Origin of the sequence: Pseudomonas sp. ANT_H4, from assembly GCF_008369295.1 — a bacterium.
In the GTDB taxonomy this organism is placed as follows: domain Bacteria; phylum Pseudomonadota; class Gammaproteobacteria; order Pseudomonadales; family Pseudomonadaceae; genus Aquipseudomonas.
Genome location: NZ_VOBG01000028.1, coordinates 15,124 through 39,915, shown reverse-complemented (window position 1 = coordinate 39,915; position 24,792 = coordinate 15,124). Strand labels below are relative to the sequence as shown.

Annotated in this window: 22 protein-coding genes; 7 read left to right on the top strand and 15 right to left on the bottom strand. The window is 58.3% G+C overall.

Annotated features, from left to right (window positions below; genetic code table 11):
- Nucleotides 1-433: 433 nt before the first annotated feature.
- The 10 genes from aceA to FQ182_RS24955 all read right to left on the bottom strand — a co-directional run bounded on the left by aceA (nt 434) and on the right by FQ182_RS24955 (nt 12,398).
- Complete coding sequence (gene aceA, locus FQ182_RS25000) at nt 434-1,759, bottom strand: isocitrate lyase (RefSeq protein WP_133100243.1); 1,326 nt, start codon at nt 1,757-1,759, stop codon at nt 434-436.
- 482 nt (nt 1,760-2,241) lie between these two features.
- Nucleotides 2,242-2,967 (bottom strand): secretin N-terminal domain-containing protein, encoded by a 726-nt coding sequence (locus FQ182_RS24995; RefSeq protein WP_149414864.1) that lies wholly within the window; start codon nt 2,965-2,967, stop codon nt 2,242-2,244.
- A gap of 145 nt (nt 2,968-3,112) precedes the next feature.
- Complete coding sequence (locus FQ182_RS24990; protein ID WP_133100240.1) at nt 3,113-3,535, bottom strand: GNAT family N-acetyltransferase; 423 nt, start codon at nt 3,533-3,535, stop codon at nt 3,113-3,115.
- Nucleotides 3,528-4,694: a cupin domain-containing protein gene (locus FQ182_RS24985; RefSeq protein ID WP_149414863.1), complete on the bottom strand. Its 1,167-nt coding sequence runs from the start codon at nt 4,692-4,694 to the stop codon at nt 3,528-3,530. The genes FQ182_RS24990 and FQ182_RS24985 overlap by 8 nt, the downstream gene beginning before the upstream one ends.
- 83 nt (nt 4,695-4,777) lie before the next feature.
- Complete coding sequence (purB, locus tag FQ182_RS24980; protein ID WP_149414862.1) at nt 4,778-6,148, bottom strand: adenylosuccinate lyase; 1,371 nt, start codon at nt 6,146-6,148, stop codon at nt 4,778-4,780.
- Nucleotides 6,149-6,274: 126 nt separating this feature from the next.
- Nucleotides 6,275-6,898 (bottom strand): high frequency lysogenization protein HflD, encoded by a 624-nt coding sequence (gene hflD / locus FQ182_RS24975; RefSeq protein WP_133100237.1) that lies wholly within the window; start codon nt 6,896-6,898, stop codon nt 6,275-6,277.
- Nucleotides 6,895-8,019, bottom strand: a complete 1,125-nt coding sequence (gene mnmA, locus FQ182_RS24970) for a tRNA 2-thiouridine(34) synthase MnmA (protein WP_149414861.1) — start codon at nt 8,017-8,019, stop codon at nt 6,895-6,897. Before mnmA ends, hflD begins: the two co-directional genes overlap by 4 nt.
- Nucleotides 8,020-8,078: 59 nt before the next feature.
- Entirely contained in the window at nt 8,079-8,525 is a 447-nt protein-coding gene (locus tag FQ182_RS24965; RefSeq protein WP_149414860.1) for an NUDIX hydrolase, read from the bottom strand.
- Nucleotides 8,526-8,679: 154 nt separating this feature from the next.
- Entirely contained in the window at nt 8,680-9,777 is a 1,098-nt protein-coding gene (locus FQ182_RS24960; protein ID WP_178114525.1) for a serine hydrolase, read from the bottom strand.
- Nucleotides 9,778-10,172: 395 nt separating this feature from the next.
- On the bottom strand, nt 10,173-12,398 hold the full coding sequence (locus tag FQ182_RS24955; protein ID WP_149414859.1) for an NADP-dependent isocitrate dehydrogenase: 2,226 nt from the start codon (nt 12,396-12,398) through the stop codon (nt 10,173-10,175).
- A gap of 493 nt (nt 12,399-12,891) precedes the next feature.
- Between FQ182_RS24955 and icd the strand changes: the two genes are divergently transcribed.
- On the top strand, nt 12,892-14,148 hold the full coding sequence (gene icd, locus FQ182_RS24950) for an NADP-dependent isocitrate dehydrogenase (protein ID WP_133100233.1): 1,257 nt from the start codon (nt 12,892-12,894) through the stop codon (nt 14,146-14,148).
- Between the two features lie 86 nt (nt 14,149-14,234).
- Here the strand turns inward: icd and cspD are convergent, their stop codons facing one another.
- The gene (cspD, locus tag FQ182_RS30765; RefSeq protein WP_149414858.1) at nt 14,235-14,540 is read right to left on the bottom strand and encodes a cold shock domain-containing protein CspD; all 306 of its coding nucleotides are present in this window, start codon (nt 14,538-14,540) and stop codon (nt 14,235-14,237) included.
- Nucleotides 14,541-14,759: 219 nt separating this feature from the next.
- Between cspD and clpS the strand changes: the two genes are divergently transcribed.
- Together clpS and clpA are read left to right on the top strand one after the other, a co-directional pair.
- A complete protein-coding gene (gene clpS / locus FQ182_RS24940; protein ID WP_149414857.1) occupies nt 14,760-15,149 on the top strand; it encodes an ATP-dependent Clp protease adapter ClpS in 390 nt (129 codons plus the stop codon).
- Between the two features lie 29 nt (nt 15,150-15,178).
- On the top strand, nt 15,179-17,449 hold the full coding sequence (gene clpA / locus FQ182_RS24935) for an ATP-dependent Clp protease ATP-binding subunit ClpA (protein ID WP_149414856.1): 2,271 nt from the start codon (nt 15,179-15,181) through the stop codon (nt 17,447-17,449).
- A 223-nt stretch (nt 17,450-17,672) separates the two neighbouring features.
- On the opposite strand, the gene infA is transcribed toward clpA, so the two are convergent.
- The 4 genes from infA to FQ182_RS24915 all read right to left on the bottom strand — a co-directional run bounded on the left by infA (nt 17,673) and on the right by FQ182_RS24915 (nt 19,782).
- A complete protein-coding gene (gene infA / locus FQ182_RS24930; RefSeq protein ID WP_002553999.1) occupies nt 17,673-17,891 on the bottom strand; it encodes a translation initiation factor IF-1 in 219 nt (72 codons plus the stop codon).
- Nucleotides 17,892-17,991: 100 nt separating this feature from the next.
- On the bottom strand, nt 17,992-18,699 hold the full coding sequence (locus FQ182_RS24925) for an arginyltransferase (RefSeq protein WP_149414855.1): 708 nt from the start codon (nt 18,697-18,699) through the stop codon (nt 17,992-17,994).
- Between the two features lie 55 nt (nt 18,700-18,754).
- The gene (gene aat / locus FQ182_RS24920) at nt 18,755-19,435 is read right to left on the bottom strand and encodes a leucyl/phenylalanyl-tRNA--protein transferase (protein WP_149414854.1); all 681 of its coding nucleotides are present in this window, start codon (nt 19,433-19,435) and stop codon (nt 18,755-18,757) included.
- Between the two features lie 38 nt (nt 19,436-19,473).
- Nucleotides 19,474-19,782 (bottom strand): hypothetical protein, encoded by a 309-nt coding sequence (locus FQ182_RS24915; protein WP_149414853.1) that lies wholly within the window; start codon nt 19,780-19,782, stop codon nt 19,474-19,476.
- 184 nt (nt 19,783-19,966) lie between these two features.
- Here FQ182_RS24915 and FQ182_RS24910 point away from each other — a divergent pair, with 184 nt between their 5' ends.
- The 4 genes from FQ182_RS24910 to crcB are packed head-to-tail and all read left to right on the top strand — an operon-like array spanning nt 19,967 to nt 24,777.
- The gene (locus FQ182_RS24910) at nt 19,967-22,372 is read left to right on the top strand and encodes a DNA translocase FtsK (protein WP_149414852.1); all 2,406 of its coding nucleotides are present in this window, start codon (nt 19,967-19,969) and stop codon (nt 22,370-22,372) included.
- Nucleotides 22,373-22,429: 57 nt separating this feature from the next.
- Nucleotides 22,430-23,053: an outer membrane lipoprotein chaperone LolA gene (gene lolA, locus FQ182_RS24905; RefSeq protein WP_133100226.1), complete on the top strand. Its 624-nt coding sequence runs from the start codon at nt 22,430-22,432 to the stop codon at nt 23,051-23,053.
- Between the two features lie 27 nt (nt 23,054-23,080).
- Nucleotides 23,081-24,403 (top strand): replication-associated recombination protein A, encoded by a 1,323-nt coding sequence (locus FQ182_RS24900; RefSeq protein WP_133100225.1) that lies wholly within the window; start codon nt 23,081-23,083, stop codon nt 24,401-24,403.
- Nucleotides 24,403-24,777, top strand: a complete 375-nt coding sequence (gene crcB / locus FQ182_RS24895) for a fluoride efflux transporter CrcB (protein WP_149414851.1) — start codon at nt 24,403-24,405, stop codon at nt 24,775-24,777. The genes FQ182_RS24900 and crcB overlap by 1 nt, the downstream gene beginning before the upstream one ends.
- Nucleotides 24,778-24,792: the final 15 nt, after the last annotated feature.

Below are 24,792 nucleotides of genomic sequence, written 5' to 3'. Positions count from 1 at the left end.
GCAGGCATTGATCCGTGGGTAAACCGGCAGGACGCCGGTTTAGCCGCGCTGGGCCAGGGATTGCCCATCGCGGCGGCCCACGGAGCAATGCCGCAGAGAGGGTATGCCGAGCCTAAGCGAGGCACCAAGTGGTGGGGCAAGAGCCTTTGGCTACTTTGGGCTTTTCAAAGTGACACGTCGTAAGGACGTAACCCTAATCCGCCCTGACCAAAATAACGGATATATACCCAGCCCAGCCCGCAACCCCAAAACCCTGCCGGCAAAGATGCGTAGATACCCATGCACCTATGAGGCAAGCCACACATTTGATCTTCGGTGTGCCAGGGAGATCTTCGCAGGCAAAAAAAACGCCCCGAACCAGTCGGGGCGTCAGATCGTGCGGCACTGCGGTTAGCTTTTTATCGGGTCCGCAATGGCCGTGTACTCAGGTTACTCAGTGGAACTGTTCTTCTTCGGTCGAGCCGGTCAGCGCGGTTACGGACGAGGAGCCGCCCTGAATTACGGTGGTCATGTCGTCGAAGTAGCCAGTGCCCACTTCCTGCTGGTGCGCCACGAAGGTGTAACCCTTGGAGGCATCAGCGAATTCCTGCTCCTGCAGTTTCACGTAGGCAGTCATGTCGTTGCGGGCGTAGTCGTGCGCCAGGTTGAACATGCTGTGCCACATGTTGTGAATGCCGGCCAGGGTGATGAACTGGTGCTTGTAGCCCATGGCGGACAGTTCGCGCTGGAACTTGGCGATGGTCGCGTCGTCCAGGTTTTTCTTCCAGTTGAAGGAAGGCGAGCAGTTGTAGGACAGCAGTTGGTCCGGGTATTCCTTCTTGATCGCTTCAGCAAAGCGACGAGCTTCGTCCAGATCTGGCTTGGCGGTTTCGCACCAGATCAGGTCGGCGTACGGTGCGTAGGCCAGGCCGCGAGCGATAGCCTGGTCAAGGCCGGCGCGTACTTTGTAGAAGCCTTCCTGGGTGCGTTCGCCAGTCACGAATGGCAGGTCGTACGGGTCGCAATCCGAAGTCAGCAGGTCTGCTGCGTTGGCGTCGGTACGGGCCAGGATGATGGTCGGTGTACCGGCAACGTCAGCCGCCAGACGGGCAGCGGTCAGCTTCTGTACGGCTTCCTGGGTAGGAACCAGTACCTTGCCGCCCATGTGGCCGCATTTCTTCACGGAAGCTAGTTGGTCTTCGAAGTGAACGCCGGCAGCGCCTGCCTCGATCATGCTCTTCATCAGCTCGTAGGCGTTCAGTACGCCGCCGAAGCCGGCTTCGGCGTCAGCCACGATTGGCGCGAAGTAGTCGATGTAGCCTTCATCGCCCGGGCCTTTACCGGCTTTCCACTGGATCTGGTCGGCGCGGCGGAACGAGTTGTTGATGCGCTTGACCACGGTTGGCACGGAGTCCACCGGGTACAGCGACTGATCTGGGTACATGGATTCTGCGGAGTTGTTGTCCGCAGCCACTTGCCAGCCAGACAGGTAGATCGCCTGGATACCGGCCTTGACTTGTTGCACAGCCTGGCCGCCGGTCAGGGCGCCCATGCAGTTGACGAAATCTTTATCGGGACGGAAGGACGGCTTGGCGCCCTGGGTCACCAGGTTCCACAGCTTCTCGGCGCCCAGTCTTGCAAAGGTGTGCTCAGGTTGAACCGAGCCGCGCAGGCGGACGACGTCAGCAGCGGAGTAAGCGCGTGTCACGCCTTTCCAGCGTGGGTTTTCAGCCCAATCTTTTTCGAGGGCTGCAATTTGCTGTTCGCGTGTCAGTGCCATGGAGATAAACCTCGTCGCATAGGTCTGGGTGGAAAAATCCTGTTGCCAGCCGCGCATTCAGTGCGTGGGCGTGGCTGCTCGCTGACCAGAGGCTTAGGCTTGGCGGGGACTGCGACGGGATGAACGATGAGCTCAAGGGGGAAGTGAGCAGGTAGAGGCGAACCGAGAACTGTCTTCGGGCATCGTGGGCCCTTGTACGATCCATCAGTGTATTGCCGGGTTACCTGGTTAGCTTCCGTCCCTCGGGACAACTTCGTTCCAGTCGCAACCTCGTCAAACACACCTTGTGGGCGGGTACAGACACGAATCGGCTCAAGTGGGTAGCTAAGAGCTGCGATCCGAAGGCCCTTGCCAGGGCCTCTGATTAGCGGGAGCGAGGCCATCATGCCCATGCTTTTTTGGATCGTCAAATGTTTTGTAGTGCTTTTTTTCAAGCACTACATCTTTAGTCTAAGACGACTAATCAGTCAGTTTTTGGTGCTTCAGTTCAATGTGTCGACTTTGACCCGCAAGGTCAGGTCATCCCTGCCCTGAGTCGAGTAGGTGCGGGTTGCGCCCTGTTTGTCGGCCTGGGTCTGACGATTGATCCCGGCCAGGGTGATCCATTCGCCCAGGCGGCCGCTGACGGTTGTGTCGGTACTTTGTACGTTCACTACATCGGGACGTTCCTGGCTCATGCGGTCACGATTGGTACTGATGCTCAGGTGGACGGTTTCGCCGGTGACGCTGGCAGTGACGTAGAAACCCTGGGTGACGTTGCGATATTGGGTCTGGTTTTGCGGGCGGCCGTAGGTGTCGGGTTGGGTTGTGGTGAGAGGTACGCTCTGGCCCACCTGGATCAGCGCCGGCACGCCTTCGCTGGCCTGGATCTGCTGGATGCCGCCGTCGCGGCTTTCAGTGCTGTAGGTAATGACTTGGTTGTTGGTTTGCTGATTGTTTTCATTAGTGTCGACGGTGATCAGCAGGCGCTTGGACGGTATGTCCAGTTGCGCGAGGAGGGCGCGCAAGCCCTGGATCTTGTCTGGCTCGGCGTTGACAATCAATTGATTGCCATAGGCGCTGACGGTGCCGTCCTTGCCGATAAAGTTCTGTGCCACTGGCAGCAGGTCGGCGCTGGTGCGATTACTCAGGGGCACGACTTCGGTGGCGGCCATCACCGAGAAGCTGGTGGTCAGGAGCAGGGCTGTGAGTAGGGTGCGTAGGGACATGTCCGTTATCTCTGCGAATAAATGAAGCCCCTAGGAGCTGTCGAGTAAAACGAGGCTGCGATGGGCCACCATAGCAAAATGCCCCGCTATCGACATGATAGCGGGGCATTTTGTGGTGTTGCTTATTGGGGCTTGGAGGCTTGGATCAGCCCTCACGCACCATATCAACATGAGGAATCCCTACTTCCAGGAACTCTTCGCTGACGATTTTAAAGCCCAGCCGCTCATAAAAAGGCGTCGCATGAACCTGGGCGCTAAGGATCTGTTTGGCCTGGCCGCGCTTCTGGGCCTCACCAATCACCGCATCCATCAGTGCATCGCCGACCTTCAGTCCGCGCCAGTCCTTGAGGACCGACACACGGCCGATCTCGCCGCTGGGCAGCAAGCGGGCGGTACCGACAGGAAAGTCGCCTTCCAGCGCGAGGAAATGCACCGCGCCAGCGTCGTCAGCATCCCATTCCAACTCAGGCGGAACTGATTGTTCGGCGATAAACACCGCTTCACGAATACGCCGAATCTCGGCGTTGTCCTTTAGCCAGTCCGCGACACGTACGCGAATCTTATTCATCGGCAAACCCCAGGCTTCCTTGCTTGACCAGTTCGCAGAGCAGATCACGGCCCTCTTCATCCGCCAACCAAGGACCGAGGTTGTCGACGTGCAGCGAATCGGCGGCGCAAACCATTTTCAACAGATCCCGCAGCTTGCCCGGCAACAGACGGCTATGGCCGCTGGCGAAGAGCAGCAGGTCGTCATCCACTTCCGACCATGCCAGGCGTGCGCTTGGGTTGCGAATCAGTACGGCGCCCTGTTCCAGGCTGCTCAGCAGGTCGTCTTCTTCCAGTTCCGGGCCTACTACCAGTTCGGGATAGCGCGGTTCGGTCATGAACTGTCCGAACCAGGTCAGCAGCATGCGCTCGTCGCTCATGTGCTCGGCCAACAGCCCCTTGAGGCGATCAAGGGCGTCGCTTTGGATCTGGTGCGGATCACTCACGGGCTGGGCGTCGGCGTCGGTGTAGCGCTCTTCATCCGGCAGGTACTGGCTGAGGAAGTCGGTGAAGTGGGTCAGCACTTCAGCGGCGCTCGGGGCGCGGAAGCCCACCGAGTAGGTCAGGCAGTCATCCACGGCAACACCGCAGTGGGCCAGGCGCGGTGGCAGGTAGAGCATGTCTCCCGGCTCCAGCACCCATTCTTCGGTGGCTTCGAAGTTGGCGAGGATGCGCAGGTCGGCGTGCTGCAGCAGCGGGCTTTCGGAGTCGCACATCTGGCCGATTTTCCAGTTGCGCTTGCCGGCGCCTTGCAGCAGGAACACATCGTAGTTGTCGAAGTGCGGGCCAACGCTACCGCCAGGGGCGGCATAGCTGATCATTACGTCGTCGATGCGCCAGCTCGGCAGGAAACGGAAGTTTTCCAGCAATTCGGCAACTTCCGGGACGAACTGGTCGACAGCCTGTACCAGCAGAGTCCAGTCACGCTCGGGCAAGGCGCTGAAGGCATCTTCGGCGAACGGGCCGCGACGCAGCTCCCACGGACGCTCGCCGTGCTCGATCACCAGGCGCGACTCGACTTCTTCTTCCAGGGCCAGGCCGGCCAATTCATCGGCATCGATCGGGCTTTCGAAATCGGGAATGGCCTGGCGGATCAGCAGCGGTTTCTTCTGCCAGTAGTCGCGCAGGAATTCCCGTGCAGTGATGCCGCCCAGAAGTTGAAGAGGAATATCAGGATTCATGTGTAACCTATTGAAAAAAAGCACTTTTAAGACGGGAATAAAAACGCCCGGCGCTGCCGGGCGTCTCAAGGGTCTTGCAGCAATCAGATGCGTTTGGCTTGTGCCACAGCGTTGCCGATGTAGTTGGCCGGGGTGAGCAGTTTCAGCTCAGCCTTGGCGGCGGCTGGCATGTCCAGACCGTCGATGAACGTTTGCAGTGCGTCGCAGGTGATGCCCTTGCCGCGAGTCAACTCTTTGAGCTTCTCGTAAGGGTTTGCGATGTTGTAACGACGCATCACGGTCTGGATCGGCTCGGCCAGGACTTCCCAGCAAGCGTCCAGCTCAGCGGCGATTTTCTGCGCGTTGAGTTCCAGCTTGCTGATGCCTTTGAGGCTGGCTTCGTACGCGATCACGCTATGAGCGAAGCCCACGCCGAGGTTGCGCAGTACGGTGGAGTCGGTCAGGTCGCGCTGCCAGCGGGAGATAGGCAACTTGCTGGCCAGGTGCTGGAACAGGGCGTTGGCGATACCGAGGTTGCCTTCGGAGTTTTCGAAGTCGATCGGGTTGACCTTGTGGGGCATGGTCGACGAACCGATTTCACCGGCAATGGTGCGCTGCTTGAAGTAGCCCAGGGAGATGTAGCCCCAGATATCGCGATCAAAGTCGATCAGGATGGTGTTGAAGCGCGCAATGGCGTCGAACAGCTCGGCGATGTAGTCGTGCGGCTCGATCTGCGTGGTGTAGGGGTTGAAGCCCAGGCCCAGCTCGTCTTCGATGAAGGCGCGGGCGTTTTCTTCCCAATCGATCTCAGGGTAGGCACAAATGTGCGCGTTATAGTTGCCGACGGCGCCGTTGATCTTGCCCAGCAGCGGTACGGCAGCGACTTGAGCGATTTGACGCTCCAGGCGGTATACCACGTTGGCCAGTTCTTTACCCAGGGTGGTCGGCGAGGCCGGTTGACCGTGAGTGCGCGACAGCATTGGCACGTCGGCAAAGCGGATAGCCAGCTCACGAATGGCCTCGCTGGTCTGGCGCATCAGAGGCAGCATGATGTCATCACGGCCTTCACGCAGCATCAGGGCGTGGGACAGGTTGTTGATGTCCTCGCTGGTGCAGGCAAAGTGGATGAATTCGCTGACCTGGGCCAGCTCTGGCAGTTTGGCCGCTTGTTCCTTGAGCAGGTACTCAATGGCTTTGACGTCGTGGTTGGTGGTGCGCTCGATCTCTTTGACACGCTCGGCGTGCTCCAGAGAGAAGTTTTCCGCCAGGGTGTTCAGTACAGCGTTGGCTTCGGCTGAAAACGCCGGCACTTCGCTGATGGCGGGGTGAGCAGCCAGGCGCTGGAGCCAGCGCACTTCAACCAGAACGCGTGCACGGATCAACCCGTATTCGCTGAAAATAGGGCGCAGGGCCTGGGTTTTGCCGGCGTAGCGGCCGTCAACAGGGGAAACCGCAGTGAGCGAAGAAAGCTGCATGGGGTGCTCTCGGACAGTCGGGCAACGAAATGGGGCGCGTATCATACATGAAAAAATTCGCCGGTCCGCTGCCAACTGACCGGCGTATTACGCGTAACGAGGTGATAAGGGGCCTGTATCTGCGACTTATTCGTTGCGCATCAACGGGTAAAGCTCTTTAAGTAATTTGCGACGGCTAATGACCAGCTGCCAACGATGACCGCCCAATTGCCGCCACAACCGCGCCGAACGAATACCAGCCAACAGCAGGGCACGGATTTTCGAGGCGTTGTTCGGTTGTTGCAGATTGCGCATGTCGCCGTGGACCTGGATGCGCTGGCGCAAGGTGCTCAAGGTGTCCTGGTACAGCGCGCCACAGGCTGCGATCACATTTTCGTGGGCCGGGCCGAAGTGCTCGACCTGAGACTGAATCTGCGGCAGGCGCTTGCCGATGGTTTCCAGCAGGTCGTCGCGCTTGGCCAGTTGCCGCTCCAGGCCGAGCATCGACAGGGCGTAGCGCAGTGGCTCGCGCTGCAGGGTGTTTGGGTCGCGCTCCAGGGCACCGATCAGGGCGCGATAACCTTCGCGCAGGGCCAGGTCGTCACCGCCGTAGACTTCCAGGGTGTCTTTTGGGTCGCGGATCAGCAGGCTGCCAAGCATGCAGGTTAGGCCCGCTTCGGTAACCTGGCCGGTCTTGGCGATTTTATCCACCAGCACGGCGGCAAGAAATACGCCGCCCAATGCCGTCAATTGCTCCTGGGTCGGGCTCATGCCTTGCTGCTCCAGGGTTCGGCGACTTCAATCACGCCGCCTCCCAGGCAAATCTCTGCGTCATAGAACACCACCGATTGCCCCGGTGTGACCGCGCGTTGCGGGTCGTCGAAGGTGGCGCGGTAGCCGTTGGCGGTTTTTTCCAGGGTGCACGGCTGGTCGCTCTGGCGATAGCGCACCTTGGCGGTCAGGCGGCGCGGCGTGCTCAGGTCCACCGGGTTGACCCAGTAGATGTCAGAGACGAGCAGGGCGCGGGAGAACAGGTACGGGTGGTCATTGCCCTGGCCAACGATCAGTTCGTTGTGCTCCAGGTCCTTGATCAACACGTACCACGGCTCGTCACTGGCGTCTTTCAGGCCGCCAATGCCCAGGCCCTGGCGCTGGCCGATAGTGTGGTACATCAGGCCGTGGTGCTGGCCGATGACTTCGCCTTCGGTGGTCTTGATCTCGCCCGGTTGCGCTGGCAGGTATTGTTTGAGGAAGTCACTGAAGCGGCGCTCGCCGATAAAGCAGATCCCAGTGGAGTCTTTCTTCTTGGCGGTCGCCAGTTCGTGTTTTTCGGCGATCTTGCGCACTTCGGGCTTTTCCAGTTCGCCGACCGGGAACAGCGTCTTGGCGATTTGTTCACCGCCAACAGCGTGCAAGAAGTAGCTCTGGTCCTTGTTTTGGTCCAGGCCCTTGAGCAGTTCGGTGCGGCCGTCTACATCGCGGCGACGCACGTAGTGGCCCGTCGCAATCAGGTCAGCGCCGAGGATCATGGCGTAGTCAAGGAACGCCTTGAACTTGATCTCGCGGTTACACAGGATGTCCGGGTTCGGCGTGCGACCGGCCTTGTATTCAGCCAGGAAGTGCTCGAACACGTTGTCCCAGTACTCGGCGGCAAAGTTGGCGGTGTGCAGCTTGATGCCGATCTTGTCGCAGACGGCCTGGGCATCGGCCAGATCGTCCATGGCGGTGCAATATTCCGTTCCATCGTCTTCTTCCCAGTTCTTCATGAACAGGCCTTCCACCTCATAACCCTGCTCCATCAGCAGGACGGCGGAAACGGAAGAATCCACGCCGCCGGACATACCGACGATGACGCGCTTCTTTTGTGTGTCAGAAGGGGCTGGATCACGCATAGGATTTCAACGGGTGTCTTTAAAAAGGACGCGATTCTAGCAGGCCCGAGCCTGCAAGGCTAAAGAGAAGGGCGGATCAATTTGAGACTGTGGTGAAAGCCTGCCAGATAATCATCGATGCAACGGATGATCAGCTCGCTGCGCCAGTTCTCGCGCAGCGCCATCAGCTCGTCACGGGTCAGCCAGCAGGCGCGCACGATACCGTCGTCCAGTTGATAGTCCGGATGGTGTTTCAGGGCTTTGGCGATGAAGCAGACCCGCTGGTAGGTCACGCCGTTGCTGGGGGCGGTGTACAGGTAGATCCCGACGATGCCGGTAGCTTCGACGTCCCAGCCGGTCTCTTCGAGGGTTTCGCGCACGGCGGCCTCGATCAAGGTTTCATTCGGGTCGAGGTGGCCGGCGGGCTGGTTGAGCACGGCGCGGCCGCCCTTGAGTTCTTCGACCATCAGGAAGCGGCCATTGTCTTCGACGATGGTGGCGACGGTGATGTGGGGTTGCCAGGTCATAAAAAGGTCTCGAACGATCAGATTGACATGAGTGTTCTGCGTGGTACGTGCGACATCATACGGGGTGCCTGCCAGCGCTTGTTTAATTTGGGCGCCCGGCAGGCATCGGAACGTCGGGCTTGGACCGCTGCTCATTTCAAGTAGGGGGGGGCAGCTATTTAAGTGCGTTGGTAATGGCGTCAAAGGCGACCATGTCGTCAATGACCTCGCCGCCCGTGGCTTTGGTTTGCGCTTCCCACACTACGATCACGACGTTATGGGTTGGGTTGATGTAGAGGTACTGGCCAAAGATACCTGCAGCAGTAAAGGCTTTATCGGCCTTTGAAGCGGCAGTCCAGCCCGGCCACCACATGGAAGCAAAGTCACCGTACGCGGGGTCAGTGCCCGTGGTCGCGCTGGCGAAGCTCGTCCAGCCTTTGGGTAGCACCTGCTTGTCGCCAGCTTTGCCACCGCTGAGTACGAACTGTCCGAAACGCCCGTAATCCTCCAGGGTCGCACTGATGCCGCTGCCCCCCACTTCATTGCCATTGGGGCCGTCGAGCCACCAGTTTGCGTCGGCTTGCATGCCGTATGGCACCCAGATTTTCTCACTCAAATATTGTGCTAGCGGCTTGCCCACGGCAGCGCTGACCAGTTGCCCCAATACCTGTGTTTCACCCGTGCTGTAGTTGGTGTGGGTGCCAGGTGGCGCGATGCTGGGCAGGCTGGCCATGTACTTGAGGGCGGAGCCGGGAACTTGCTCTGTTTGCAGCTTGAGCATCACTCTGCGGTCTGACGTTGGGTCGGCATATTTCTCGCTCCATTTGACGCCGGATCGCATGGCCAGCACCTGGCGTACTGTCGCCTGCTCGTAACCGCTGCCGGCCAGTGACGGCAGGTAGCGGGTCACTTTGTCATCAAGGCTTTTGATCGCGCCGTCCTGCAGTGCGGCGCCTACGAGGGTCGAGGTGATTGATTTGGCCACTGACATGGACATCCATCGGGTATCGGGTGTGTTGCCTTTTTCGTAGCGTTCAGTAACGACTTGACCGTCCTTGAGCACCAGCAAGCCTGTTACGCGGTTGAGGGTGACGAAATCATCGAGGCTGTAGCGTTTGCCTTCGTAATCAAATGCAACCGGCCCCAGTTGCTGGCTGCTGCGTGGTAATGGAAAAGGGTGACCGCCTGCCTTGATGGTGCGCACGGGGAATAAGCGGTCGATATTGCGAAAGGTAGTGACGGCGGTTTCTGCGCTGAGTTTGCCGTCGTACATGGTCTGAACGTTGCCAATCGGCTCCTGAGTGTGGAGGTAGGCACTCGTGGGCCCTGAGTTGGCCGTGCAGGCGGTCAGCAGGGCCAGTACTGAAGAGCAGGCTAGTGCCTGGAAGATACCGGCCCTAACACGCCGTTCCGCGCTTGATGAATGATCAAGAGTTGTTGGCATAGAAGCTCCCTTCTTTATAGTTTTTGATGGCTGGAGCACAAATGCGCAGCAAGTACTGCGCCAATAGGTGTGCGCCAAGGTATGAGAGCGGTTAGCAGTTAATTTCCGAATAAAAGGCAAAAAAAATCCGGAGTCCTTGTGGGACTCCGGATTTTCCTGCTGCTTGAGGATTAGTCAGCAATCCATCAGGGGCAGCGTCGCGGCACAAGGTCGCGTTTATATCTTTACACCAGCGCAGCAATCGCCGCGTTGAAGGTGTTGCTTGGGCGCATGGTCTTGCTGATCAGGTCGGTATTGGCGTGGTAGTAACCGCCGATGTCCACCGGCTTGCCCTGTACGGCGTTGAGTTCGGCAACGATAGTTGCCTCGTTCGCGGCCAGGGTCTTGGCCAGTTCGCTGAACTGCGCTTGCAGTGCGCTGTCTTCGGTCTGGGCAGTCAGGGCCTGAGCCCAGTACAGCGCCAGGTAGAAGTGGCTGCCGCGGTTGTCGATGTTGCCGACTTTGCGCGATGGCGACTTGTTGTTGTCGAGGAACTGGCCGGTGGCCTGGTCCAGGGTCTTGGCCAGTACCAGGGCTTTCGGGTTGTTGTAGTTCACACCCAAATGCTCAAGGGAGGCGGCCAGGGCCAGGAACTCGCCCAGGGAATCCCAGCGCAAGAAGTTTTCTTCCAGCAGCTGTTGCACGTGCTTTGGTGCCGAACCGCCAGCGCCGGTTTCGAACAGGCCGCCACCGTTCATCAGCGGCACGATCGACAGCATCTTGGCGCTGGTGCCCAGTTCCATGATCGGGAACAGGTCAGTCAGGTAGTCGCGCAGTACGTTGCCGGTCACCGAGATGGTGTCCTTGCCTTCGCGGGTGCGGTCCAGGGTGAACTTCATCGCGTCAACAGGCGCCATGATGCGGATGTCCAGGCCGCTGGTGTCGTGATCCTTCAGGTAAGCCTGAACTTTCTCGACCACTACGCCGTCGTGGGCGCGCAGTGGGTCCAGCCAGAAGATCGCCGGGGTGTTACTGGCGCGGGCACGATTGACGGCCAGCTTGACCCAATCCTGGATTGGCGCGTCCTTGGTCTGGCACATGCGGAAGATATCGCCGGCTTCGACGGTCTGTTCCATCAGCAGGTTGCCCTTGCTGTCGGTGACGCGAACTACGCCGTCAGCCTTGATCTGGAAGGTCTTGTCGTGGGAGCCGTACTCTTCGGCTTTTTTCGCCATCAGGCCAACGTTTGGCACGCTGCCCATGGTGGTTGGATCGAAGGCGCCGTGTTGCTTGCAGTCTTCGATCACCGCCTGGTAGATGGTGGCGTAGCAGCGATCCGGGATCACGGCCTTGGTGTCGTGCAGTTGACCGTCAGTGCCCCACATCTTGCCGGAGTCACGGATCATCGCAGGCATCGAGGCGTCGACGATAACGTCGCTCGGTACGTGCAGGTTGGTAATGCCTTTGTCCGAGTTGACCATGGCCAGGGACGGACGAGCGGCGTACACCGCCTGGATGTCGGCTTCGATCTGCGCTTGCTGATAGGCCGGCAGGGCCTTGATGCGGGCGTACAGGTCAGCGATGCCGTTGTTCAGATTGAAGCCAATCTGCGCCAGCACATCAGCGTGCTTGGTCAGGGCGTCTTTATAGAACTCGGCAACGATCTGGCCGAACATGACTGGGTCGGAAACCTTCATCATGGTGGCTTTCAGGTGAATCGACAGCAACACGCCTTGTTTCTTGGCGTCTTCGATTTCAGCGGCGATGAAGCTACGCAGGGCGTTTTTGCTCAGTACGCCGCAATCGAGGATCTCACCAGCCAGGGCGGTGGTTTTTTCTTTCAATACGGTGGTGGTGCCGTCTTTGGCGATCAACTCGATTTTGACAGCGTCAGCCGCTTCGATCTGTACGGCTTTTTCGCTGCCGTAGAAGTCGCCGGTGCTCATGTGGGCAACGTGGGACTTGGAGTCCGCAGCCCAGGCGCCCATTTTGTGCGGGTGCTTGCGTGCATAGTTCTTGACCGACAGCGGTGCGCGGCGGTCCGAGTTGCCTTCGCGCAGTACCGGGTTCACGGCGCTGCCCTTGATCTTGTCGTAACGTGCACGGGTTTCTTTTTCCGCGTCGGTGGTTACGGTTTCCGGGTAGTCCGGCAGGTCGAAGCCCTTGGCTTGCAGCTCCTTGATCGCGGCCTGCAACTGAGGCGTCGAGGCGCTGATGTTCGGCAACTTGATGATGTTGGCTTCAGGGGTGACAGCCAGGGCGCCCAGTTCGGCGAGGTGGTCCGGCACGGCCTTGGCGCCCAGTTGCTCGGGGAAGCTTGCGAGGATGCGCCCTGCGAGGGAGATGTCGCGGGTTTCCACGGCAATATCAGCGGAAGCGGTGAAGGCCTCTACGATAGGCAGCAGTGAATAGGTGGCGAGGGCTGGGGCTTCGTCGGTGAAGGTATAGATGATCTTCGAGCGGGTGGGCATATTCGGATTAACTCTCTTCTTTACTGAAAGCGTGCGCGGAAACTCGAGATGCGCCGGGTAAAGCGCGTTCGTTCAAAGTCATCCATGAGCCGAATGTCGATGTTTCTTCGCGATGATGTTGGGTTGCATCAGTCGAGCGTCAAGCGGGTGGACTGCTGTGGCAGCCCGGCTTTTGGGCGGAAAGTCTCGTAATAGAGAGGCCAGCCGTCGTGACTCTGTGGTCAGCGGCGGCATTATACATAGGTCGCTATGCTTACGCCGAGCCTTCATACAAAAGGTGTCTCGTCCATTGGTCTAAAGGTCGCAGGTACCGGGCTACGCCTAAAGTCGCACGTTGTGCTCAAGTTTGGCGTTTTTCCCTTTGATTTCAAGCTTGTAGGCGGCTAAATGTGCTGTTTTCGCAGCGAATGGGCAGGGGCTGAGGTTCCCGTTGCCAGGCAACTGGAGTACGCTCGAGCGCAGCCAGATGTTCAATCCACAAACGGAGTTCAGCATGGGATACAAGAAGATTCAGGTTCCGGCAGTCGGCGACAAAATCACCGTCAATGCAGACCATTCTCTCAATGTTCCTAACAACCCGATCATTCCCTTCATTGAAGGTGACGGTATTGGTGTCGACATCAGCCCGGTGATGATCAAGGTTGTCGATGCAGCTGTTAACAAGGCCTACGGCGGCAAGCGCAAAATTTCCTGGATGGAGGTTTATGCCGGCGAGAAGGCAACTCAAGTTTACGACCAGGATACCTGGTTGCCCCAGGAAACCCTGGACGCGGTCAAGGATTACGTGGTTTCCATCAAGGGCCCGCTGACCACTCCGGTCGGTGGCGGCATCCGTTCGTTGAACGTGGCCATGCGCCAACAGCTCGATTTGTATGTGTGCCTGCGCCCGGTGCGCTGGTTCGAAGGTGTGCCAAGCCCGGTCAAGAAGCCTGGCGATGTCGACATGACCATCTTCCGTGAAAACTCCGAGGACATTTACGCGGGTATCGAGTGGAAAGCCGGTTCCCCGGAAGCGATCAAGGTCATCAAGTTTCTGAAAGAGGAAATGGGTGTCACCAAGATCCGCTTCGACCAAAACTGCGGTATTGGCATCAAGCCGGTATCTCTGGAAGGCACCAAGCGCCTGGCGCGCAAGGCCCTGCAGTATGTGGTCGACAATGACCGCGACTCGCTGACCATCGTGCACAAAGGCAACATCATGAAGTTCACCGAAGGTGCCTTCAAGGAATGGGCCTACGAAGTGGCCGCCGAAGAGTTCGGCGCGACCCTGCTTGACGGTGGTCCGTGGATGCAATTCAAGAATCCGCGCACCGGCAAGAATGTCGTGGTCAAGGACGCCATCGCCGACGCCATGCTTCAGCAAATTCTGCTGCGCCCAGCCGAATACGATGTGATCGCTACCCTGAACCTCAACGGTGACTACCTTTCTGATGCCCTGGCGGCAGAAGTGGGCGGTATCGGCATTGCACCGGGCGCCAACCTGTCCGACACCATCGCGATGTTCGAAGCCACCCACGGTACCGCGCCGAAATACGCCGGTAAGGACCAGGTCAACCCGGGTTCGCTGATCCTTTCGGCAGAAATGATGCTGCGTCACATGGGCTGGACCGAAGCGGCCGACTTGATCATCAAGGGCACCAACGGCGCGATCTCGGCCAAGACTGTGACCTATGACTTCCATCGCTTGATGGAGGGTGCCAAGTTGCTGTCTTCGTCGGCGTTTGGTGATGCGTTGATTTCTCATATGTAAGCCGACAACCCGAAAAGAAAAAACCGACCCTCCCAAGTCATTGGGGGGTCGGTTTTTTTATCGTGGAGCGTTTACTCAGCGGCGAATCAAGCCGTTTGTTTTTTTGATTTTTGAGTCATGGGTCTTTCGATTGCGGTTGCGCTCAGATCGGGGGTTTCGGTCTGTGTGCTGGTACTCTCCGTGACATGCGCACGAATTTCCACCGCGTGCAGCCCCTTTGGCCCTTGAATGATTTCAAAGATTACAGGTTGTCCGGCCTTGAGCGTTTTATAGCCATCCATGCTGATGGCCGAAAAGTGCGCAAAAAGGTCTTCATCCTTGCCGTCTTCATTAATGAAGCCGTACCCCTTGGCATTGTTGAACCACTTGACCTTACCGCTAGCCATGCCCATATCCCTCTGCACCAGACTCCATCACTGGAGTATCATCCAGTTTATCCGTCCTAACCCGAACAAATAAGGTTGACTGCGCGGACCTTTTTTACCCACTGTGGGTTCTATTGGTTGTAACACCGATTTGCCGATAGTCAAGGCGACCAGTCGGTCAGAGATTGAAAATCTGACAGGCCGCCCCCATCACTGTATTTGCACAACTGACGAACCTTTCTTTCCATGCATGCAATCAGCCAGATTCGACTAACATTCAATCAGGACCGCCCGACTCTCCATAAGGATCATCCGGATGGTCACGAGGACGACGACGGTTCTGCAGGTATTGCTGTCCAGGAGGCCAAGCCTGCTTTACAGGCGCCGCCGATGTACAAGGTGGTTTTGTTTAATGATGACTACACGCCGATGGATTTCGTCGTCGAAATACTCGAGGTGTTTTTTAGCCTGAACCGCGAGTTGGCGACCAAGGTAATGCTGGCCGTTCACACAGAAGGACGGGCAGTATGTGGAGTGTTTACCCGCGACATCGCCGAGACGAAGGCCATGCAGGTCAACCAGTACGCCAGGGAAAGCCAGCATCCGCTACTCTGTGAAATCGAGAAGGACGGTTAACTCCGACCACTTGGGTATGAGGTGAAGCTATGTTAAACCGCGAGCTCGAAGTCACCCTCAATCTTGCCTTCAAGGAGGCCCGTTCGAAGCGTCATGAATTCATGACCGTCGAACACCTGCTGCTGGCACTTTTGGATAACGAAGCTGCCGCCACCGTTTTGCGTGCGTGCGGCGCCAACCTCGACAAGCTCAAGCATGATCTACAGGAGTTTATCGACTCCACCACACCACTGATCCCCGTTCACGACGAGGACCGCGAAACCCAGCCAACCCTGGGCTTCCAGCGGGTGCTTCAGCGTGCCGTCTTCCACGTACAGAGCTCCGGGAAGCGCGAAGTCACTGGTGCCAACGTGCTGGTCGCCATCTTCAGCGAACAGGAAAGCCAGGCGGTGTTTCTGCTCAAGCAGCAGAGCGTTGCCCGGATCGATGTCGTCAACTACATCGCCCACGGCATCTCGAAAGTGCCTGGGCATGGCGATCACTCCGAGGGTGAACAGGATATGCAGGACGACGAGGGCGGTGAGTCTTCTTCTTCAAGCAACCCACTGGATGCCTATGCCAGTAACCTCAACGAGCTGGCGCGCCAAGGGCGGATCGATCCGCTGGTGGGGCGTGAGCTGGAAGTCGAGCGCGTCGCGCAGATCCTGGCTCGTCGTCGCAAGAACAATCCGCTGCTGGTAGGCGAGGCGGGCGTGGGTAAAACCGCAATTGCCGAAGGCCTGGCCAAACGTATCGTTGATAATCAGGTTCCCGATCTGCTGGCCAACAGCGTCGTCTACTCCCTTGATCTGGGTGCGTTGCTCGCCGGGACCAAGTACCGTGGCGATTTCGAGAAGCGCTTCAAGGCGTTGCTCGGCGAGCTGAAAAAACGCCCGCAGGCGATCCTGTTTATCGATGAAATTCACACCATCATCGGTGCCGGTGCAGCCTCCGGTGGCGTGATGGATGCCGCGAACCTGCTCAAGCCGCTGCTGTCATCGGGCGATATCCGTTGTATAGGTTCGACCACGTTCCAGGAGTTCCGCGGGATCTTCGAAAAAGACCGTGCCCTTGCACGTCGCTTCCAGAAGGTCGACGTGTCCGAGCCTTCGGTCGAAGACACCATTGGCATTCTGCGCGGTCTCAGGGGGCGTTTCGAAGCGCACCATGGCATCGAATACAGCGATGAAGCCCTGCGCGCGGCTGCTGAGCTCGCGTCGCGCTATATCAATGACCGGCATATGCCGGACAAGGCCATCGACGTCATCGACGAAGCAGGGGCCTATCAGCGCCTGCAACCGATCGAGAAGCGTGTGAAGCGCATTGAGGTGCCTCAGGTCGAGGATATCGTGGCGAAAATCGCACGAATTCCGCCAAAACACGTCACCAGTTCCGACAAGGAGCTGCTGCGTAACCTGGAACGCGACCTCAAGCTGACGGTGTTTGGTCAGGATGCGGCGATCGATTCGCTGTCGACTGCGATCAAGCTGTCCCGGGCGGGCCTCAAGTCGCCGGACAAGCCAGTCGGTTCGTTCCTGTTCGCAGGGCCTACCGGTGTCGGCAAGACCGAGGCGGCACGTCAGTTGGCCAAGGCCATGGGCATCGAGCTGGTTCGTTTCGACATGTCCGAGTACATGGAGCGGCACACTGTGTCGCGCCTGATCGGTGCGCCTCCGGGCTATGTCGGGTTCGACCAGGGCGGGCTGTTGACCGAAGCGATCACCAAGCAGCCGCATTGCGTGTTACTGCTCGATGAAATCGAGAAGGCCCACCCGGAAGTCTTCAACCTGCTGCTGCAGGTCATGGACCATGGGACCCTGACCGACAACAACGGGCGCAAGGCGGACTTCCGTAACGTGATCGTGATCATGACCACCAACGCCGGTGCCGAAACGGCCGCGCGGGCTTCCATTGGCTTTACTCATCAGGATCACTCTTCCGATGCGATGGAAGTGGTCAAGAAGAGCTTTACGCCAGAGTTTCGCAACCGTCTGGACACCATTATCCAGTTTGGTCGCCTCAGTCATGAGGTCATCAAGAACGTGGTGGACAAGTTCCTTACCGAGCTTCAGGCGCAGTTGGAAGACAAACGCGTGCAGCTGGAAGTTACGGACGCGGCACGCAGCTGGCTGGCAGCGGGTGGCTACGACGCGGCAATGGGTGCGCGGCCGATGGCGCGGTTGATCCAGGACAAGATCAAGCGTCCACTGGCCGAAGAGATCCTGTTTGGCGAACTGGCTGACCATGGTGGCGTGGTGCACATCGATCTGAAGGATGATGAACTGACCTTCGAGTTTGAAACCACGGCTGAAATGGCCTGATAGCTGACTGCAATAAAGCAAAAAGGCGCCGAGAGGCGCCTTTTTACTGTGTGCAGGAGTGAGCTTGCTCGCGAAAAACGAAAGGGCGCCCTTGGTTGCCAGGTGCCCTGCGTTATTGTTAACCACCTTAGCGAGCAAGCTCGCTCACAGTGACTCAATGGTGTTGCTAAAAACTGCGCGCACAAAAACGCCCGGTATAACCGGGCGTTTTGTATTGACTTGATTAACGAGCGCGGTAAGTGATGCGCCCTTTGCTCAAATCATAGGGCGTCAGCTCGACGCGCACTTTGTCGCCGGTAAGAATACGAATGTAGTTCTTGCGCATCTTGCCGGAAATATGCGCGGTTACGACGTGCCCATTTTCCAACTCCACGCGAAACATGGTGTTGGGCAGGGTGTCGACGACAGTGCCTTCCATTTCGAAGCTGTCTTCTTTCGACATGCAGTAAAGCCCTCGGTATCCAATGAATGGCCCGGTGCAACTGCTCCAGGCAAAAGCGGCGTGCATTGTGCCCGAAAAATGGGGTTTAAGCCAAGGGGTTCTAGTTCAGAGTGACCCATCTTTGATTAATTAGCAGCTCAATGGGCCGATATTGGGTCTTGTAGTTCATTTTTTTGCAGTTCTTGATCCAGTATCCGAGGTATACCGCTTCCAATTCCAGCCTCAACGCTTCGCCGATTTGCCAGAGGATTGCAAAGCGTCCTAGGCTGCGGCGTTCTTCGGTAGGTTCGTAAAAGGTGTAGACCGCAGACAGGCCGTTGGGCAGCAGGTCCGTGACGGCAACGGCCACCAGCCGTCCCTCAAGGCGAAACTCGTAGAAGCGTGAGAACGGCAGCTCGCGCACCAGAAACGTGGAGAACTGGTCGCGGCTGGGAGGGAACATGTCGCCATCGGCGTGGCGTTGTTCGATGTAGCGCTGGTAGAGATCAAAATATTCTTCGCTGAAGCCTGGTTTGGCCGGTGTCACCGTCAGGTCGGCATTGCGCTTGAGAATGCGTTTCTGATTACGATCTGGCAAAAATTGCGCCACGGGAATGCGTGCCGGCACACAAGCATTGCAGTTCTGGCAGTGGGGCCGGTACAGGTGGTCGCCGCTGCGCCGAAAACCCATCTCTGACAGGTCGGCATAGACGTGCACGTCCATTGGCTGGCTGGGGTCGAGGAACAGCGTGGTGGCCTGCTCATCGGGCAGATAGCTGCAAGAGTGGGGTTGAGTGGCATAAAACTTCAAGCGCGCCAACTCGGTCATGATCAACCCTCGGATAAGCTTTGAAATAAGTGTAAGCCAGGTGCGACGAAGTCGCCTAGGAAACCCACGGTGCGGCGCTGGGTTGGTCCAGATGGTCGCGCAGGTAACCGGCAAAGTCGCTGCGGGGTATGGCGCGGGCGCCGAGGCTGTGCAGGTGATCGGTGGGCATCTGGCAGTCAATCAGCACAAACCCCCAGGCCTGTAATTGCTTGACCAGGGTAGCAAAACCGAATTTCGAGGCGTTGTCGGCGCGGCTGAACATCGACTCACCGAAAAATAACTGGCCCATCGCAAGGCCGTAGAGGCCGCCGACCAGTTCGCCCTGGTCCCAGACTTCCACTGAGTGGGCATAACCGCGTTGATGCAACTGCAGGTAGGCGCTCTGCATGGCGTCGGTGATCCAGGTGCCATCGGCGTAGCTTCGGGGGGCGGCGCAGGCCTGGATGACTGCGGCGAAGTCCTTGTCGAAGGTCACCTCATAGCGTTGCTGACGCAGCAGTTTACCCAGGCTGCGGGATACGTGCAGTTCGGCGGGAAATAGCACGGTGCGTGGGTCGGGCGACCACCAGAGAATCGGCTGGCCTTCCGAAAACCAGGGAAAGCAGCCGTGGCGATAGGCCTTGATCAGGCGGTCGGCAGACAGGTCGCCACCGGCCGCAAGCAGGCCATTGGGTTCGTGCATGGCTTTTACCAGCGGCGGAAAAGTCAGGGTGTTGCGTTGCAGCCAGGTCAGCATGGTATTCAGACTTAGGGGAGGGGAGGGCGGTGACAGGTCTAGGCCCGCCGCATCAGGCAGTGATTATTGTCGACGGGACGCAGCTCGGCTACCCCGAACGCGCAATCAGTGCCTGGATGCATAAGCGAGTGTTTCTGCAACTCTAAGGCAGAGGTGTGGTCGTAATCGGGTTCAGTGATGATCCGCTGGGCGGATGGCGCAGGATGATCGTTTTCAATGCTTGTCCAGTCTGATAACAACAGCTCATAAGCCTTTGTCAGCAAAGACAATGCATGCTCAAATTGAATTGCATGAAAATTGCCGTTGGCTAGACTGTATTGGTGAGCCAACTGCGTGGCAACGGGCACACAAACCCGTACAATGCGGCGCTATATCCTTGTGTTCAGGCGTTATCGCCGTTTCATGATCCCGTCACAGAGTGTTAAAAGAAGTATCAACGACGCGGGTTCACTTTTTACCTGTCCGGATTGGGCAGTGTTTTTGTAGTCATTCAACAGTTGGACGCGCTACAGGCGCAGGAAAAGACCAGTTTTGAAGAAATCCACCGTAACACCTAAAACAGCAGTAGTTCCGGCCTGGCGTCAGCATCTGCACTATCGGCTCAAGGAAGGTGCGCTGATTGCCATCGGCGCTTTATGCCTGTTCCTGATGATGGCCTTGTTGACCTATGGCAAGGATGATCCGGGCTGGAGCCATAACAGCAAGATCGACGACGTGCAGAACTTCGGTGGTCCTGCCGGCTCCTACAGCGCCGATATCCTGTTCATGATCCTGGGATATTTCGCTTATATCTTCCCGTTGTTGCTGGCGATCAAGACCTGGCAGATTTTCCGGCAGCGTCATGAACCCTGGCAGTGGAGCGGCTGGCTGTTTTCCTGGCGCTTGATCGGCCTGGTGTTCCTGGTGTTGTCGGGCGCGGCCTTGGCGCATATACATTTTCACGCACCTACCGGCTTGCCGGCTGGAGCGGGCGGCGCCTTGGGCGAAAGTCTCGGTGACCTGGCCCGCAAGAGCCTGAACATCCAGGGCAGCACCCTTATGTTCATCGCCTTGTTCCTGTTTGGCTTGACGGTATTTACCGATCTGTCCTGGTTCAAGGTCATGGACGTGACAGGCAAGATCACCCTGGACCTGCTCGAACTGTTCCAGAGCGCCGCCAACCGCTGGTGGTCAGCTCGCGTGGATCGCAAGCGCATGGTCGCGCAGTTGCGTGAGGTCGACACCCGCGTCAGCGAAGTGGTTGCCCCCAGCACGCCGGACCGGCGTGAACAGGCCAAGGTCAAGGAGCGGCTGATCGAGCGCGAGCAGGCCCTGACCAAGCACATGTCTGACCGCGAGAAGCAAGTACCGCCGGTGATTGCCCCCGCGCCGACCATGGCTGCGGAGCAGAGCAAGCGCGTGCAGAAAGAGAAACAGGCTCCATTATTTGTCGACAGCGCCGTGGAAGGGACCTTGCCGCCGATCTCGATTCTTGATCCAGCCGAGAAGAAAAAACTCAACTATTCCCCTGAGTCCCTAGCGGCCGTTGGCCATTTGCTGGAAATCAAACTCAAGGAGTTCGGCGTCGAAGTCTCGGTGGACTCGATTCACCCAGGCCCCGTGATCACTCGTTACGAAATCCAGCCTGCCGCCGGTGTGAAGGTCAGCCGCATTTCCAACCTCGCTAAAGACTTGGCGCGTTCCCTGGCTGTGACCAGTGTGCGGGTGGTGGAAGTGATTCCGGGCAAGACTACCGTCGGTATCGAGATTCCCAACGAAGACCGGCAGATCGTGCGCTTCTCCGAAGTGCTGTCGACACCGGAGTATGACAACTTCAAGTCGCCGGTCACCTTGGCCCTGGGCCATGACATTGGTGGCCGGCCGGTCATCACTGACCTGGCGAAAATGCCTCACCTGCTGGTAGCCGGCACCACTGGTTCAGGTAAGTCGGTGGGTGTGAACGCGATGATCCTGTCGATCCTGTTCAAGTCTGGCCCAGAAGACGCCAAACTGATCATGATCGACCCAAAAATGCTTGAACTGTCAATCTACGAAGGCATTCCGCACCTGTTGTGCCCGGTGGTAACCGACATGAAGGACGCCGCCAACGCCCTGCGCTGGAGCGTCGCCGAGATGGAACGGCGCTACAAGTTGATGGCGAAGATGGGCGTGCGTAACCTCTCTGGCTTCAACGCCAAGGTCAAGGAAGCCCAGGACGCCGGCACGCCGCTGACCGATCCGCTGTACAAGCGCGAAAGTATTCACGACGAAGCACCATTGCTGATCAAGCTGCCGACCATCGTGGTGGTGGTCGACGAATTTGCCGACATGATGATGATCGTTGGCAAGAAGGTCGAAGAGCTGATCGCTCGTATTGCCCAGAAGGCTCGTGCTGCCGGTATTCACTTGATTCTGGCGACCCAGCGGCCGTCGGTGGATGTTATCACCGGTCTGATCAAGGCCAACATCCCGACCCGCATGGCGTTCCAGGTGTCGAGCAAGATCGACTCGCGGACCATCATCGACCAGGGTGGCGCTGAACAGTTGTTGGGCCACGGTGACATGCTCTACATGCCGCCAGGCACGAGCCTGCCGATCCGGGTCCACGGTGCGTTCGTCTCCGATGATGAGGTACACCGTGTGGTAGAAGCCTGGAAACTGCGCGGCGCCCCGGAATACAACGACGACATCCTCGCAGGCGTCGAAGAGGCCGGCAGCGGCTTCGACGGAGGCAGTGGTGGCGACGATGATGCCGAAACCGATGCGCTCTATGACGAAGCCGTACAGTTCGTCCTGGAAAGTCGTCGCGCCTCGATCTCTGCTGTTCAGCGCAAGCTGAAGATCGGCTATAACCGCGCCGCCCGCATGATCGAATCCATGGAAATGGCTGGTGTGGTGACGTCCATGAACACCAACGGTTCCCGCGAAGTTCTTGCGCCGGGGCCGGTGCGCGACTGATATGTGCCGCGTGACCACGCGCGGCTCGCCTTTCAACCGAAATCTATGAGGACTCCCATGCGTCTTATCCGCATGCTGTTGTTGCCGGCGCTGGCTTTGACCGCTCTTTCTGCTCACGCTGATCCGGCCTCCGTTGCGAGCCTGACCAACTTGCTGGAAAAATCCAAGACACTGACCGCACGCTTTTCCCAGTTGACCCTGGATGGTGGTGGTACCCAGCTGCAGGAAACCGCTGGCGAAATGGCAGTGCAGCGTCCAGGGCTTTTCTACTGGCATACCGACGCACCCGCCGAGCAAACCATTGTCTCTGATGGCAAGAAGGTGACGCTGTGGGATCCGGATCTGGAGCAGGCGACCATCAAGACACTTGATCCACGCCTGAGCCAGACCCCTGCCTTGCTGCTGTCTGGCAATGTGTCGCAAATCAGTGAGAGCTTTGATATTACGTCCAAGCAGGCCAGCGGTGTGATCGACTTCACCCTCAAGCCGAAATCCAAGGACACGCTGTTTGACAGCCTGCGCCTGTCGTTTCGCAATGGCATGATTAACGACATGCAGTTGATCGACAGCGTCGGCCAGCGCACCAATATCCTGTTCACTGGGGTCAAGGCCAATGAGCCTGTCGCCGCTTCCAAGTTCAAGTTCGACATCCCCAAGGGTGCCGACGTGATCCAGGAATAAACTGCCTAGAGGTTACAAACGCTGCCCATGGACCTGTTTCGAAGTGACCCGATTGCTCAACCTTTGGCGGCGCGCCTGCGCTCGACCAACCTGGACGAGTACGTCGGGCAGGAACACCTGCTCGCTCGCGGCAAGCCCTTGCGCGAAGCCCTGGAGCAGGGTGCCCTGCACTCGATGATTTTCTGGGGGCCGCCGGGCGTGGGTAAAACCACTTTGGCGCGGCTGCTGGCAAAAGTCTCGGACGCACACTTCGAAACGGTCTCGGCGGTACTGGCCGGGGTCAAGGAAATCCGCCAGGCTGTGGAAATCGCCAAACAGCAGGCCGGTCAATACGGCAAGCGCACCATCTTGTTTGTCGACGAAGTGCACCGCTTCAACAAGTCGCAACAGGATGCGTTCCTGCCCTATGTCGAAGACGGCACGCTGATTTTTATTGGTGCCACCACCGAAAACCCCTCCTTTGAGCTGAACAACGCCTTGTTGTCTCGGGCGCGGGTCTATGTGCTCAAAAGCCTCGACGAAGCAGCCATGAAAAAGCTGCTGCAGAGAGCGTTGAGTGAAGACAAGGGCCTGGGCAAGCGCCAGCTGAGTCTCAGTGAAGAAGGCTTCAAGATTCTGCTAAGTGCCGCTGACGGAGACGGGCGACGTTTTCTCAACTTGTTGGAGAACGCTTCCGACCTGGCTGAAGATGCTAGTGAAATCGGTGTCGACCTGCTGCAAAGCCTCTTGGGCGATACCCGCCGCCGTTTCGACAAGGGCGGCGAAGCGTTTTACGACCAGATATCGGCGCTGCACAAGTCGGTGCGAGGCTCCAACCCCGACGGCGCGCTGTACTGGTTCGCCCGCATGATCGACGGTGGTTGCGACCCACTGTATCTGGCTCGGCGTGTGGTACGCATGGCCAGCGAAGACATTGGCAACGCCGACCCGCGCGCCCTGAGCCTGTGCCTCGCCGCCTGGGAAGTGCAGGAGCGCCTCGGCAGCCCGGAAGGCGAGTTGGCGGTGGCCCAGGCCATTACCTACCTGGCCTGTGCGCCGAAAAGCAACGCGGTTTATATGGGGTTCAAGTCCGCATTGCGCGCTGCCGCCGAGCACGGTTCGCTGGAGGTGCCGCTGCACCTGCGCAATGCGCCGACCAAACTGATGAAACAGCTGGGTTATGGCGACGAATACCGTTACGCCCATGATGAGCCGGATGCCTATGCGGCCGGCGAAGACTATTTTCCCGACGAGCTTGAGCCTCAGCCGTTCTACCAACCGGTGCCTCGTGGCCTGGAGCTGAAGATCGGTGAGAAACTCAATCACCTTGCCCAACTCGACCGACTTAGCCCGAAACAGCGGAGAAAGTAGTGCTTAGAACGATTCTTGCCGTGTCCGTGGCCGGCATCGCTGGTACATTATTGCGTTTCGCCGCAAGCAGCTGGGTGAGTGCCAACTGGCCGCGACATTTTTATGCGGCGACCCTGGCCGTCAACTTGGTGGGGTGTTTGATCATTGGCGTGTTGTACGGGCTGTTTTTGTTGCGCCCGGAAGTGCCAATTGAAATTCGCGCCGGTTTGATTGTCGGCTTTGTAGGCGGTCTGACGACCTTTTCATCCTTTTCTCTGGATACGTTGCGCCTGCTGGAAAGCGGGCAGGCACCGGTCGCCTTCGGGTACCTGGCCATCAGCGTGTTCGGCGGGCTGCTCGCCACCTGGGCTGGCCTGTCCTTGACCAAACTTTGATAAACGAGAGACCGA

Coding starts and splice junctions, on each gene's coding strand:
- FQ182_RS24955 (WP_149414859.1), bottom strand. CDS start 12,398: ATGCCCACCCGCTCGAAGATCATCTATACCTTCACCGACGAAGCCCCA.
- FQ182_RS24995 (WP_149414864.1), bottom strand. CDS start 2,967: ATGTCCCTACGCACCCTACTCACAGCCCTGCTCCTGACCACCAGCTTC.
- FQ182_RS24900 (WP_133100225.1), top strand. CDS start 23,081: ATGGACCTGTTTCGAAGTGACCCGATTGCTCAACCTTTGGCGGCGCGC.
- FQ182_RS24990 (WP_133100240.1), bottom strand. CDS start 3,535: ATGAATAAGATTCGCGTACGTGTCGCGGACTGGCTAAAGGACAACGCC.
- FQ182_RS24960 (WP_178114525.1), bottom strand. CDS start 9,777: ATGTACGACGGCAAACTCAGCGCAGAAACCGCCGTCACTACCTTTCGC.
- purB (WP_149414862.1), bottom strand. CDS start 6,148: ATGCAGCTTTCTTCGCTCACTGCGGTTTCCCCTGTTGACGGCCGCTAC.
- mnmA (WP_149414861.1), bottom strand. CDS start 8,019: ATGCGTGATCCAGCCCCTTCTGACACACAAAAGAAGCGCGTCATCGTC.
- FQ182_RS24965 (WP_149414860.1), bottom strand. CDS start 8,525: ATGACCTGGCAACCCCACATCACCGTCGCCACCATCGTCGAAGACAAT.
- clpS (WP_149414857.1), top strand. CDS start 14,760: ATGCATGCAATCAGCCAGATTCGACTAACATTCAATCAGGACCGCCCG.
- icd (WP_133100233.1), top strand. CDS start 12,892: ATGGGATACAAGAAGATTCAGGTTCCGGCAGTCGGCGACAAAATCACC.
- FQ182_RS24925 (WP_149414855.1), bottom strand. CDS start 18,699: ATGACCGAGTTGGCGCGCTTGAAGTTTTATGCCACTCAACCCCACTCT.
- infA (WP_002553999.1), bottom strand. CDS start 17,891: ATGTCGAAAGAAGACAGCTTCGAAATGGAAGGCACTGTCGTCGACACC.
- cspD (WP_149414858.1), bottom strand. CDS start 14,540: ATGGGCATGGCTAGCGGTAAGGTCAAGTGGTTCAACAATGCCAAGGGG.
- aceA (WP_133100243.1), bottom strand. CDS start 1,759: ATGGCACTGACACGCGAACAGCAAATTGCAGCCCTCGAAAAAGATTGG.
- clpA (WP_149414856.1), top strand. CDS start 15,179: ATGTTAAACCGCGAGCTCGAAGTCACCCTCAATCTTGCCTTCAAGGAG.
- aat (WP_149414854.1), bottom strand. CDS start 19,435: ATGCTGACCTGGCTGCAACGCAACACCCTGACTTTTCCGCCGCTGGTA.
- hflD (WP_133100237.1), bottom strand. CDS start 6,898: ATGAGCCCGACCCAGGAGCAATTGACGGCATTGGGCGGCGTATTTCTT.
- FQ182_RS24985 (WP_149414863.1), bottom strand. CDS start 4,694: ATGAATCCTGATATTCCTCTTCAACTTCTGGGCGGCATCACTGCACGG.
- lolA (WP_133100226.1), top strand. CDS start 22,430: ATGCGTCTTATCCGCATGCTGTTGTTGCCGGCGCTGGCTTTGACCGCT.